The organism is Rhizobium sp. M1, from assembly GCF_002531805.1.
GTDB lineage: Bacteria > Pseudomonadota > Alphaproteobacteria > Rhizobiales > Rhizobiaceae > Rhizobium > Rhizobium etli_C.
This window is the reverse complement of sequence record NZ_NWSW01000046.1, coordinates 23125-35652: the sequence shown is the minus strand read 5'-3', so window position 1 is coordinate 35652 and position 12528 is coordinate 23125. Positions and strand designations below refer to the sequence as shown.

General features: G+C 62.0%; 13 protein-coding genes. 2 read left to right on the top strand and 11 right to left on the bottom strand.

Annotated elements, in window-relative coordinates; all coding sequences use genetic code 11:
• Positions 1-275: 275 nt before the first annotated feature.
• The 3 genes from CO655_RS29955 to CO655_RS29945 are packed head-to-tail and all read right to left on the bottom strand — an operon-like array spanning position 276 to position 3679.
• Positions 276-1292: an acyltransferase gene (locus tag CO655_RS29955; protein WP_097667711.1), complete on the bottom strand. Its 1017-nt coding sequence runs from the start codon at positions 1290-1292 to the stop codon at positions 276-278.
• Positions 1293-1346: 54 nt separating this feature from the next.
• Positions 1347-2627 carry a hypothetical protein gene (locus tag CO655_RS29950; protein ID WP_097667710.1) on the bottom strand — a complete coding sequence of 427 codons (1281 nt, stop codon included), beginning with the start codon at positions 2625-2627 and terminating at the stop codon, positions 1347-1349.
• 2 nt (positions 2628-2629) lie between these two features.
• Entirely contained in the window at positions 2630-3679 is a 1050-nt protein-coding gene (locus CO655_RS29945; RefSeq protein WP_097667709.1) for a glycoside hydrolase family 5 protein, read from the bottom strand.
• A gap of 136 nt (positions 3680-3815) precedes the next feature.
• Here CO655_RS29945 and CO655_RS29940 point away from each other — a divergent pair, with 136 nt between their 5' ends.
• Together CO655_RS29940 and CO655_RS29935 are read left to right on the top strand one after the other, a co-directional pair.
• Positions 3816-5426: a GumC family protein gene (locus CO655_RS29940; protein ID WP_097667708.1), complete on the top strand. Its 1611-nt coding sequence runs from the start codon at positions 3816-3818 to the stop codon at positions 5424-5426.
• 61 nt (positions 5427-5487) lie between these two features.
• Entirely contained in the window at positions 5488-5820 is a 333-nt protein-coding gene (locus CO655_RS29935) for a hypothetical protein (RefSeq protein WP_097609057.1), read from the top strand.
• Between the two features lie 5 nt (positions 5821-5825).
• Here CO655_RS29935 and CO655_RS29930 read toward each other — a convergent pair whose 3' ends face one another.
• From CO655_RS29930 to rfbF, 8 genes are all read right to left on the bottom strand, one after another.
• A complete protein-coding gene (locus CO655_RS29930) occupies positions 5826-6500 on the bottom strand; it encodes a GNAT family protein (RefSeq protein WP_097667707.1) in 675 nt (224 codons plus the stop codon).
• 23 nt (positions 6501-6523) lie between these two features.
• Positions 6524-7282, bottom strand: coding sequence for a CmcI family methyltransferase (locus tag CO655_RS29925; RefSeq protein WP_097609059.1), 759 nt, complete (start codon positions 7280-7282; stop codon positions 6524-6526).
• 32 nt (positions 7283-7314) lie between these two features.
• Positions 7315-8463 (bottom strand): DegT/DnrJ/EryC1/StrS family aminotransferase, encoded by a 1149-nt coding sequence (locus tag CO655_RS29920; RefSeq protein ID WP_097667706.1) that lies wholly within the window; start codon positions 8461-8463, stop codon positions 7315-7317.
• A 75-nt stretch (positions 8464-8538) separates the two neighbouring features.
• Entirely contained in the window at positions 8539-8739 is a 201-nt protein-coding gene (locus tag CO655_RS29915) for a glycosyltransferase (RefSeq protein ID WP_141514378.1), read from the bottom strand.
• Positions 8736-9278 (bottom strand): dTDP-4-dehydrorhamnose 3,5-epimerase, encoded by a 543-nt coding sequence (gene rfbC, locus CO655_RS29910; RefSeq protein ID WP_097667705.1) that lies wholly within the window; start codon positions 9276-9278, stop codon positions 8736-8738. The genes CO655_RS29915 and rfbC overlap by 4 nt, the downstream gene beginning before the upstream one ends.
• Complete coding sequence (locus tag CO655_RS29905) at positions 9275-10510, bottom strand: class I SAM-dependent methyltransferase (protein WP_097667704.1); 1236 nt, start codon at positions 10508-10510, stop codon at positions 9275-9277. The genes rfbC and CO655_RS29905 overlap by 4 nt, the downstream gene beginning before the upstream one ends.
• On the bottom strand, positions 10507-11571 hold the full coding sequence (gene rfbG / locus CO655_RS29900; protein ID WP_097667703.1) for a CDP-glucose 4,6-dehydratase: 1065 nt from the start codon (positions 11569-11571) through the stop codon (positions 10507-10509). The genes CO655_RS29905 and rfbG overlap by 4 nt, the downstream gene beginning before the upstream one ends.
• On the bottom strand, positions 11562-12335 hold the full coding sequence (gene rfbF, locus CO655_RS29895) for a glucose-1-phosphate cytidylyltransferase (RefSeq protein WP_097609063.1): 774 nt from the start codon (positions 12333-12335) through the stop codon (positions 11562-11564). The genes rfbG and rfbF overlap by 10 nt, the downstream gene beginning before the upstream one ends.
• Positions 12336-12528: the final 193 nt, after the last annotated feature.

The following is a 12528-nucleotide window of genomic DNA, read 5'->3' as shown; positions in this document are numbered from 1 at the left end:
TCGCCGCAACGATGCCGCGCGTCGATTTGCAGGATACCGTCAATACATAGCTTGTCATGTCTGTCCCTCTTCCCTCTTCAAGAGCGCCGCCGTGCTTAGATCAAAGCCCGGGCCGCGAATAGGCCGGTGCGCTTTCATTCATGCGACAAATTGCAAGATGAACCATCATGTCTCTGCAAGTTCTCTCGCTTCCAGGCCTTAGCTTAGAAGAAGTTGCGCAAAAAACTGTGCCGCCAGCGCCGCGGGGATGCGTATTCTCGCCTTCGGCACGAAAGTCAGGCCGGCGGACGGCTTGCCGCGGCCACCTTGCGGCGCGGCGTGGTGATTTCATGGACGATGGCGCCGCCGATCGACGAGAGCACCAGCGACAGGATCACGAAGAGCACCGGCTGCTGCAGGATACCGAATGGCAGGCGGTCGGCGGCGACCCTCAGAAAAGCGAGTGTGAAGGCGTGGGTGATGTAGATGGCGTAGGAGCAGTCGCCGAGATAGTTCAGCCATCCGAGAACCGGCAGCCGCGAAGAGTCGATGGAAACTGCGCCGTAGAGGATGAAGATCGCCGGAATTCCCCAGGCGTAGAACCGGCTCTCCGGCTGCATCAGCGCCTCGTTGACGAAGAGGAACGCAAAGCCGGTGGCCAGTGCCGCCCATGCCCAGCGGTTGGCCAGAAGCACCTTCTGCCGGTAAAGCCAGCCGAGCACCACGCCGGCGAGAAATTCCAGCATGATCGGCTCGCCGTAGAACCGGGTGGCGGTGGTTTCCGGCAGCAACCGGCAGGCGATCAGGATCACGGCAAAGACGGCAAGCATGGCCGGAATGCGACGGGCTTCCGAGAGCGGCAGCAGCAGCGCGAACACGAAATAGAAGAACATCTCGTAATTCAGTGTCCAGCCCGGCACGACGACGGGGGTGATCGTTCTCGGATCGGCGGCATTGGGCCATGGCAGGAAGAGCAGCGAAGCGGTCAGATGCGGAAGGTCGAACACGGTCGACTTTAGGAGTGACGGCGCCGCCAGCGCCACGACCGCCGAAAACAACGTGGCCAGCCAATAGAGCGGGACGATCCTCCTGATGCGGCGGCGGGCGAAGTCGATAGGGCTCGTCGCGCGCCCGCTCGTCGTCAGCCACATCACGAAACCGCTCAAGACGAAGAAGATGTCGACGCCGGTTTCACCATAAAGAAAGGCCGTGGCGTCGATGCCGGGATCGACTTTGGCAAGCTGCAATATCGCATGGAAATAAACGACCATCAGCGCTGCAACGGCGCGCAGATACTGAAGCTGGACAAGCATCGAGCGTCTTGCTCCCCGGGCTTGCGGACGACGGTCGCCACCGTGCCGCTGCGGTCAACTCTCTACATATGCCGCACGACCCTGCCGGATGCGCGGGCTGTCGTGGAAGCGCATATATCCGACGACGAACCACAGGAGGCCGGCAATCTTCATCGAGAAAACGGCGGTCCCTCCGATCATCATATTCAGAAAAATGAAAAGAGAAAGTGAATGGGCGCAACGCCGCTGCGCCGCCGTGCGGCCGGCAGGGAAGAGGCAGACGAACAGCCAGAAGGCGATGACGCCGAAGATGGTCGCCGCGTAGATCAGGTAGACATAGCCGCTGTCGGCGAATTCGCCGACCCGGTCGACCGAAAGCCCGAGAACGGCCAGAGGATCGAGCTCCATGATCTTCTTCATGGTCAGGTTGATGCGGCCGGTGAAATTGTCGCCTGTCGCATTGGGTTTCAGGGTATAGACCAGGAAACCCGCAGCGACGATCAGCGGCATCAGCGCCAGATTGAAATTCTTCGGGATCTTCGGAAAGACGAAATAGCCGACGATGCAGGCAAAACAGAAGATCAGCATCGTGCGCGTATCGTTCGTCACCAGGATCAGCACCGCCGTAGCGATGAACAGCAGCCGGTCCCAGCGGCCTGTTCTTTCCCACATGGAGATCAGGTAGATCGCGATCACGCCGCAGAAATTGGCGAGCGACACCTGCTCGAGAAAGATCGACGACGAGCGGTGGTCGATGATGCCGAAGGAGAAGCGCTCGGGAAAACCGAGCGCATTCTGGAACAGGCCTGTCTTATTGTAGCTCAGCGGCAGCAGCCCGCGCGTATTGGCGAAATAGTCGGACGGATGCACGATGCTGACGTAGAACGGCACGCTGACGATCTCGAAGATCAGGAAGATCAGCACCGCAAGGCTTGCCCAGCGAAAGGCCAGCTTCATCGTTTTCTCGTTGCTCCAGCCGCCGAGGCCGGAAAAGCAGAAGATGATCAGCACGTTGCGGAAATGATCGACGAACGGCATGCGGTTGAGCACGCTGACATAGATGGTCACGACAAGCGTGAACAGCAGGAACAGAAAGGCTGGCAGGTCGGTTTCGTAAATCCCCTTGTGGAGGATGTAGATGATGGCGCTTGCCAGAATCAGGCCTTCGCTGGCGGCGACATGCGTCAACGAAAGCGGCATGATGTTGTGGTTGATGAAGGCCAGAATGCCGTTATAGAGCATCGACAGCAGGCCGAGCCAGAGCACCGGATAGTCGACGCGCGATCCCCTCGCGGCCGCATCGAGCCGGTTGCCGGCCACGGTGAACGTCGCTGTCTTCTGATCGACGGCTGCCACGGTCAGTTCTCCGCGGGCTTGACGGCGGTGCAGGCGCTGCGATCGGCTTTGGCCGACTCGGCAAGAAGCCGCATCTGCGGCCGCTCAGCGCCCTCACGCGGCTGAACGTTGAAAGGTTCGGTCGCCGGCCACCATTCGCCGGCCGCCCAATAGGACCAGCCAAGCCAGACGTCGCTATTTCGAGACATGGTGGCGTAGATTTCTCTCAGCCCGCCCATGCAGTCCTTGTCGGCGGAGGCGCCGAATTCGCCGAGGAAGCCGCGCTTGTGGTTCTGCTTCAGCCAGGCGGTGACGCCGGCGATTGCCTCGACTGCGCCGGCCGCACCTTCGCAGGTCGGATGGGTTCCCGACGAATCGACGTCGAGATATTGGTGGACCTCGTAGGCGTAGAAATCGAGGGGATCGCGCACGCCGAGCATCACCGTGCCGTTGGCGCCGCCGATCACGTCTTTTTCCCAGCTGTGGGCGCCGCTCCAGGCGGTGCCCGGTACGAGGATGAGGTTGCGCGCGCCGACGGCCCGGATGCTGCGTATCGCGGCGTTGGCGGCATCGAGCCAGTCCGTCGCCTTGATGTCATGCGGTTCGTTCATCAGGCCGAAGAGCACGCCGTTCTCATTGGCGAATTCGACCGCGAGCCTCGCCCAGAAGTCGGCGAATGCGGCGTCCGTCGCCGGCGCAGTGCCGATCTGTACCTTGTCGTAATAGCCGAAATTGTGCGGGTCGAGCAGGACGGCCATGCCGTGTTTGCGGATCAAAGCAGCGGTATCTTTGATCCGCTTGATTTCGTCATCGTCGAGCCGACCGCCGAGCGCCGGCTGCAGCCGCTCCCAGCGGAAGGGCAGCCGGATGATCGTCATGCCTTTCCTAGCGAAATAGCCGATCGTCGCCTCGCTCGGATAGATGTAGTTCGTGCCGTAGGTGGCGTCGCGCTCGCCATATTCGCCGCCGGACAGATTGACGCCGCGATAGCAGGGCTTGTCGGTCGCAATCGCCGGCGACGGGATGAGGGCGGCCGCAAGCAGCAGCGCCGTCAGATGTCGTGTCGTCCTCATGGCTATCCCTCGCAGTCGCGGCAAACGCCAACATCTCTATGGCTGCCAGTATCTTAACGGTCCGTTAGCTAAGAATTTCTAAAGTCTCGGCACCTCGGCTTCAGTCTTTCACGCTGGGCGGGACACGAGTGCGCGTATGAGCCAGTATGACAGGAATAGAGTAAGCCGGCTGCCCGGCTGGCGCAGTTATGAGCCGCCTCAGACTGCGCCGGAAGGCGTGCGCCTGCGCAGTCCTGTCGTCCGCCCGGATGATTTCGCCCGCCCGGCGCCCGAACCCACTCCTCCGCCTTTCGTGCCGCCGCCGGCAAACGTTGCGCAAACGCGCCGATCCGAGCAGCCGTCGCCTCCGCCTGCCGCGCGGCCCGCGGCCGATCTGCCGCCGCAGACCGCATCCGCCCCCGCCGCCCCGCTTCTTGATCTCCGCTCCAGCATCGCGGCGATCTGGAGCCGCCGGCTGGTGGTGCTTGCCCTGGCTTTGATCGGCGCCGTCGCCGGCGGCGCGCTGGCGCCGTTCATCGGCCAGAAATACACTGCCGTCAGCAGCCTCTATTTCGATCCGCGCCAGATCGGCCTTGCCGAGGCCGGTGCGCAATCTTCCGGTCCGTCGCCGGAAATGATCTCGGCGCTGATCGACAGCCAGGTGCAGATCCTGACCTCGGGCAATGTGCTGCGCCGCGTCGTCGAGGCGATGAAACTCGATCAGGATCCGGAATTCACCGGCGGCCGGACCGATGGCGCTGCCGTCATCGGCACTCTGCAGAAGGCGCTGGTCATCACCCGCCAGACCACCACCTATGTCGTTTCGCTTGCCGCGACGACCAATGATCCGGAAAAATCCGCAAGGCTTGCCAACCAGGTCGTCACCGCCTTCACCGAAGAGGAAAACAGCGCCTCGAACGGCCTCTACGAAAACACCTCCTCGACGCTCGACGGTCGTCTCGACGACCTGCGCCAGAAGGTGCTGGAGGCCGAGCAGGCGGTCGAGACCTTCCGCGCCGACAACGACATGGCCGCGACCGAGGGCAATCTGATTTCCGATCAGCGGCTCGGCTCGCTGAACACGCTGCTGGTGACGGCGCAGGAAAAGACCATCCAGGCGAAGGCCCGCGCCGACGCCGTCGCCGATCTGCGCGTCGAGGACATCGTCGCCGGCAATCAGACCGAGGGCGGCGCCACCTCGCCGCTGGTCAGCCTGCGCCAGCAATATGCAGCCCAAGCCGCCGCCGTCGGCAGCCTCGAAAGCCAGATGGGTACGCGTCATCCGCGTCTGCAGGCGGCCCGCTCCTCGCTGCAAAGCATATCGGGCGAAATCAGGGGTGAATTGCAGCGCCTCGCCACCTCGGCACGCGGCGAATACGAGCAGGCCAAGGCCGCCGAAGACAGCATCGCCAAGGAACTTGCCGTCCAGAAGGCGCTGCAGGCGACGACCTCGGACAAGCAGGTGGAACTGAACGAATTGCAGCGCAAGGCGACGGCGGCGCGCGATATCTACGAGACGGTGCTGAAGCGCTCGAGCCAGACGAGCGAGGAGCAGAACCTCAGCCAGAGCAACATTCGCGTCATCTCGCCGGCTGAGCCGCCGGTCAAAGCCGACGGCCCGGGAAAAAAGATCCTGCTGGTCGCCGGTATCATTGGCGGCCTCCTTGCCGGTTTCGTCGTCGGCGCCGGCTTTGCGATTCTCGCCGGCCTCCTCAGCCATCCCATTATCAGAAGCTATTTCAGGAAATCGCCCGCGGCAGCTGCTTGATCAGGATCTCCGGTTTTCCTACATCCTATGGGCGGCCGACGATGCCGGCAGGAGAGGTTCCATGCGGCTTGTGATGATGTTTCCGATATTGCTCGTGGCCCTATCAGGCCTTGCGCCAGCATCCGCCTTTGCCGTCGACTGGTCAAAACCGGTGAATTCGGACGTTCAAGCCCTCTATCCCTACAAGGGCCTGCCCGGCGTCAAGGCGCAGCCGGACAAGAAGGAAGAGGAATCCTATAATTGCCGCACTGAAACCGTCCAGATCCGCCGCCGCTACGACGAAATCTTCCGCTCCGGCGGCATGCCGACGCTGATGTATGTCTGCGAACGCGACGGCTTCGTCACCATGGGCGGCAAGGTGCCGCTGCGCGGCCACTATCAGCCGGTGCGATAGACACCTCAGCCGGTCAGCAAAGCCTTTGGGTACGCCTGTCGGAACCGTTGGGCCGGAAGCTCCATCCTCAGATAGTCGAAGCCGGCATTTGCTTGCGATCGATCGACGACCGAATATTTGACCATGCCGTCTTCTTCGGTGCGCCGCAGCGGCAGGCTTTCGGAGGCCGCAAAGCCCAGCCGCTTGTAAAGACCGATCGCCTTTTCATTGTGGGAGAAGACGTGCAGTTCGGCCGTTTCCACCCCAAGCCCGGAAAACATCCACTCCAGCATTGTCATGCCGCAATGGAACATCAGGTTGCGGATCTCGCTCGCCCGGCCGCGGATGACGTTGTCGAATTCTGCCGAGCCTGGCCGTATGTTGCAGAGGCCGAAATTGCCGAACCGATTTCCGCCGGGATCGCAAATGACGAACAGGATGCGGTCGGCGGCGGGCAGCGAGATGGTTTCGAGCCACCGCCGCGTGCGTTCCTCGGTGGCGCTGAACTGCGTGAGGAAAAACGGCATCGACTGGTTGCGCCAGGTCGTTAGGTCGTCGATCAGGCCGGGCTCATCGAGCATCGACCTGTCGATGCATTGCAGGTCGCCCACGTGCCTGCCGCGATCGTCCCGGATTGGAAGCCGGAGCCGTCCGGCCGGATCCGCGTTGTCCTTAAGACTGACGATATCGACCTGCGTCATCAAGACGATCCCTGATTGTCCGCTCACGCCTTGCGGCAGACGCAGTAACCGCCCGGTGAGGAAGACAGCACGAGCTTGCCGTTCAGAACCGGATCAACCTCGAAGCGGTCGGTTTCCGCCAGATAATCGGTGATGGCCTTCAGCGGTTCGTTGCCGCGCAGCCAGACCTTGGAGCGCTTTGTGAAAGCCTGTTCCTCGGTCAGGTGACCGATGAGCGTGTCGGCGACGACGAGGTAGCAGCCTTCCGTCACCAGCGGGCCGTAGGCGCGGCATTCCGCCAGAACATGCTCATAGGAATGGTCGCTGTCGAGCACCACCATCACGCGGGCGCCCGGTGGAATCTCGGCCTTCACGGCAGCAAGCACCTCGTCGTCGACGGAACCGCCCTGGATCATCTTGATCCGGCTCGACATCGGATGGGATTCGATCGACTCGCGGTTATGGGCCCGGATGTCGATGTCGACGCCGACAACCTTGGCCTTGTCGTTGCCCATGGCGGCGAGAATCGACGCCATGAAGATCAGCGAACCGCCGCGGGCGATGCCGGTTTCGATGATGACGTCCGGTTTGGTCGCCCAGATGACTTCCTGGGTCGCCAGGATATCGACCGGCAGCTGGATGATCGGCACGCCCATCCATGACCAGAGATAGAAATAGTCGAACTTGTCGAGCCCGATCAGCGTGTTCAGCGATTGTTGGAAGCTTGCCTCGTCCTTGCCGAGCGCAAGCGACATCTCTCGCTTATGGGCTTCGAATTCGAGACGATCGTCCTTGGTGGTCATGACTGTTCTGTGTCCTTCGCTGTAGGGCTGTCTTAGACCGACTGCCGCAATGCCGTGCTGTTGTGGTGGATTCGCCCGGCGGCCATGTCGAGCAGCGTTGCCGCCACCCGGTCGACATCGGCTTCGCTCATGTCGTGATAGCTGGGCAGATTGATCGCGCGGCCCGGAATGCTCCAGGCGTTCACGTTCTCCGGCCGATCCTCGAACATGGAGAGGCTGGAGAGGGGATAGAAGAACACGCGCGCATCGATATTGGCGGCCTCGAAGGCCTGCTGCATCATTTCGCGGGTAATCCCGGTCGATGGATGAAAGACCGCGGTCGGCATCCACGCGCCGTTGATCGTGCCGCTATATTCCGGGTTCATCGAGATGCCAGGCAGGGCGGAAAGCCGGAGCATGTAGGCGGTGAGGATTTCGCGCTTGCGGGCGACGAGCTCTTCAACGCGCTCGAGCTGCGCGCAGCCGATGGCCGCCTGGATGTTGGACATCTTGTATTTGAAGCCGATCGCATCAGGCCAGAACTGCTTGGTCTGGCCGCGTGCGCGGCCGTGGTTGCTGAGCGTCAGCACCCGCTCGTAGAGCGCGGCGTCGCTGGTGACGAACATGCCGCCTTCGCCTGTCGTCAACGTCTTCGTGCCGTGGAAGGAGAAGGTCCCGAAGACGCCCATCGAGCCGGCGCGGCGGCCGTGGTAGACGGAGCCGATCGCTTCCGCCGCATCCTCGATGACAGGGATGCCGGTGCGCTTGCCGATCTCGAGCAGCGCATCCATGTCGCAAAGATTGCCGTAGATGTGGGTGGCAATGATCGCCTTGGTTTTCGGGGTGATGTGCCGCTCGACCTCTTCAGGATCGATGCACCAGGAATCCGCCAGCACGTCGACGAAGACCGGCTTGGCCCCAAGCTGGACGATCGGCGAAACGGTGGCGACCCAGTTGGTGTCAGCGAGGATGACTTCGTCGTCTTCGCCGACGCCGAGTGCAGCCAGACCCATGTGCATGGCGCCGGTGCAGCTCGATGTCGCGATGGCGAAGTCGCTGCCAAGGTAAGCCTGGAAGTCGCGTTCGAAGCGGTTGATGTAGTCGTAACAGCGTGCGCCCCAGCCGGTTGCTGCCGCGTCGGTGGCATAATCGGTTTCAAGCTGCGTGATGGAAGGCTTGGTATAAAAGATCCTGTTTGTCATGCCGCTATTTCTGTTGAATTGAAGTCAAGACGCAGGCGCCTGCCACGACACTAGCTTTTGAAACTGGCGCCAGGCTCACATGAGAATGTGCCGAGCGACGTCGTGTTCGTGGAGCACCAGATTGGGCAGGTAGCCGAGAGCCACGAAATACTCCTGGTCTCTTTCGACGCTGACGAAGACGGCTGTGCTTTCCAGCGGGCTGTCGCTGAGCGCGTTTCTGAGGTAGGCTTCGCGATTGTATGTCGGAATACAGATGCTGAGTTTAATGCCGCTCAAAGGTTTTTCTCCTGGCGGTAGCTTGCAAGCGCGACGTCGCGCTCGCTGATGACGCTCGGCGTAAAAGGCCAGGCGATCGAGAAGGCGGGATCGTCCCAGCGGACACCGCGGGCGAGTTCCGGCACATAGATCTCAGACATCTGGTAGAAGAGCTCGCAATCGTCCTCGAGCGTCAGGAAGCCATGCGCGCAGCCGGCAGGAATGTAAAAGGCATTGCGGCTGGTCGCGTCGAGTTCGACGGAGGCCCATTTGAGATAGGTTGGCGATTCCCGTCTCAGATCGAGCGCGACGTCGAAGACCCGGCCGCGCACGGCCCGCACCAGTTTCGCCTCCGGCTTCGGATCGGCCTGATAGTGCATGCCGCGCAGCGTTCCGCGCCTGTGGTTCTGGGAGAGGTTGCACTGCGGATAGACCGAGGCGAGCCCGTGCGCGGCAAAGCTTTCCGCGCAGAAGGTTCGCGCAAACATCCCGCGGTCGTCGGCGCGTATCTCGACGTCGACGACGAAGGCGCCCGCAACAGCGGTCGGCGCAAACCTCATCCGAGCACCGTCAATTCCGGCACGGCGACGGCAAATTGTCCGCCCCAGGTGGCGACCTTGCTGTTGCCGGAAACAACCTCGTTCTTGATGTTCCAGGGCAGGATCAGCACGTAATCCGGCCTGGTTTCTTCCATCTTCTCCGGCGCATAGATCGGCAGCCTGCTGCCCGGCAGGTAATGGCCCTGCTTGTGCGGGTTGCGATCGACGACATAGTCGATGAGATCGGTGCCGACGCCGCAGAAGTTCAGCAGCGTATTGCCCTTGGCGGCGGCGCCATAGGCGGCCACGCTCTTGCCGTTCCGCTTTGCCTCCTCGAGGAAGGAGAGCAGTCCTTCCTTGATCGGCGCCACACGGCTCTGGAATGCCTCGTATGTTTCCGTCCTGTCGAAGGCGGCGGCCTTTTCGTCGGCCCGCACCCTTGCCAGGCCCGGACCTGTCGTGTGGGCGGTCGAGCCCGTGCGGCAGGCGAGGATGCGCAGGCTGCCGCCATGAGTCGGCAGTTCCTCGACATCGAACACCTTCAGGCCGTGGGCGGCGAAGACCTTTTCGACGGCGAGCAACGACAGATAGTAGAAATGTTCGTGATAGACGGTGTCGAACTGGATGCTTTCCATCAGCCGCAGGAGATGCGGAAATTCGACGCTCACGACACCGTCCGGCTTCAGCACAGTCGAAAGCCCACCGACGAAGTCGTTGATGTCGGGTACGTGAGCAAGCACATTGTTGCCGATGACGATGTCGGCGGCGTGGCCGCGCGACACGAGATCGGCGGCGGTCGCCTTGCCGAAGAATCGTGCTTCCGTCGGAACGCCTATACCGCGCGCGACTTCGGCGACGTTTTCGGCCGGCTCGATGCCGAGCACCGGCACGCCGGCCTCGACGAAATGTTTCAGCAGGTAGCCGTCATTGCTCGCCACTTCGATAACTTGTGAAGTCGCGCCAAGGCCGAAGCGCTCGCGGGCCATGATGGTGAAGCGGCGCGCGTGCTCAACCCAGCTGTCGCTGTAGGAGGAGAAATAGGCATAATGGCTGAAGATGTCCTCCGGCGGCACGAAGGCATCGGCCTGCACCAGCCAGCATTCCGAGCACACGAAGGCGCGCAGCGGATAGGACGGCTCCGGCTGTGTGAGCTGCTCTGCCGTCAGATAGGCATTGGCGAGCGGCGTCGAGCCGAGATCGACGAAACGATGCTTCAACGGAGCGTCGCAAAATCGGCAATTGTGCGCTGTCATGATATGGCTTCCTCATAGGCCGTGATCTGACCGAGCGAGAAGGCGCGCATGTCTTCGCCCTCGCGGTTGGCCTGGTACCAGGCGGCAGTCCAGTCGATGGTCTGTTGCAGGCTGAGGCGCGGCCGCCAGCCGATGGTGTCGAACGCCAGCGCCGAACTCAGCGTCAGGGCCGGCGCTTCGGGCAGATGTTCGCCCGGCGCAAGCCGCCACACGTCTTCGACGCGGTGCGCGCGCCCGAGCGCTTCGGCAAGTTCGCAAACGGTCGCGAAGCTCTCGGGATGCGGACCGAAATTCAAGGCATCGGGCAGCTTCCTGTCACCGCCAAGCGTCAGTGCTTCGGCGAAGGCGAGATAACCGCCCAATGGCTCCAGCACATGCTGCCAGGGACGGACCGCCTCGGGATAACGCAGCAGGATCGGCTGGTTGCTCTCGAAAGCGCGAATGAAATCCGGGATCAGCCGATCCTTCGACCAGTCGCCGCCGCCGATCACATTGCCGGCGCGCACCGTGGCGAGCTGGATGTCGCGCCCCTTGAAGAAACTGTCGCGGTAGCTCTGGCAGACGAGTTCGGTGCAGGCTTTGGAGTTGCTGTAGGGATCCTTGCCGCCGAGCGTATCGGTCTCGACGAAGGGTATGCCGCTGCCATTGTTGGCATAGACCTTGTCGGAGGTGATGACGAGCACCGTTTTGACCGAGGGCGCCTGCCTGACCGCGTCGAGAACATTCGCCGTTCCCATGACATTGGTCGAAAAGGTTTCGGCCGGGTTCTCATAGGAGCGCCGCACCAGCGCCTGCGCCGCCATATGAATGACGATCTCCGGCTCGAAGCCTTGAAAGACGCCAAGAAGTGCGCTGGCATCACGGATATCGATGATATGGTGGCCGCGATTGTCCCAGGGAGCGAGTTTCCGGTAGAGCGACGGTTCGGTCTCCGGCGCCAGCGAAACCGCGGCGACATCGGCGCCGAGGCGCTCCAGCCAAAGGGAGAGCCAGGATCCCTTGAAGCCGGTATGTCCGGTCAGGAAGACCCGCCGACCTTTCCAGAAGTCCGTCAGGCCCATAGCTTCCACGGCGCCTTTCCGGAATTCCAGAGTTCCTCCAGATGGGTGCGCTCGCGAAGCGTATCCATTGGCTGCCAGAAGCCGTCATGCTTGAAGGCGGCAAGCTGATTGTTGGTGGCGAGCCACTCCAGCGGTCCGGCTTCCCAGATCGTGTCGTCGCTCGGGATGAGATCGATCACCGAGGGGTCGAGCACGAAGAAGCCGCCATTGATACGCTGGCCGTCGCCTCGCGGTTTCTCCACGAAGGAGGTGATGAACTGACCCTCGATATTCGTGGCGCCGTAACGTCCGGGCGGGGTTACCGCGCACATCGTCGCCTTCAGGCCATGATCGCGATGGAAGGCGACTTCGGCCGCAATATCGATGTCGCCGACACCGTCGCCATAAGTCATGCAGAAGGGTTCGCCTGGTGTGAGATGCTCGCGAATGCGCCCCAGACGGCCGCCGGTCATCGAATGCATGCCGGTATCGACCACGGTCACGCGCCAATCCGGTCGTTTGCCGCCGTGATAGTTGATGCTGTTGGCCCCGAGGTCGACGGTGATGTCGCTGTGATGCAGAACAAGGTTTACGAAGTATTCCTTGATCATGTAGCCCTTGTAGCCGGCGCAGATGATGAAGTCGTTGAGGCCGTGGTGGGCATAGATGTTCATGATGTGCCAGAGGATCGGCATGCCGCCGATTTCGACCAGGGGCTTGGGCCGCACGCTGGTCTCTTCGGCAAGACGCGAGCCAAGGCCACCGGCGAGAATTACAACTTTCATCCCAGGCGAACTCCAGAGTGTCCAGCAATCGGCTTTCCGCGGGAGTTCGCTGAGACCCCGACAGGCGGGAAGTCTCTCCTCGGGCGGAACGGCCGGATGTTTATCCTTCTCTCGGTATCCGATTTCGTTCTTGTGCGAGGCTTGCGAGGGATGGGACGGGGAGCGGCGCTTTCCGCAAGGCCATGCATTGAGC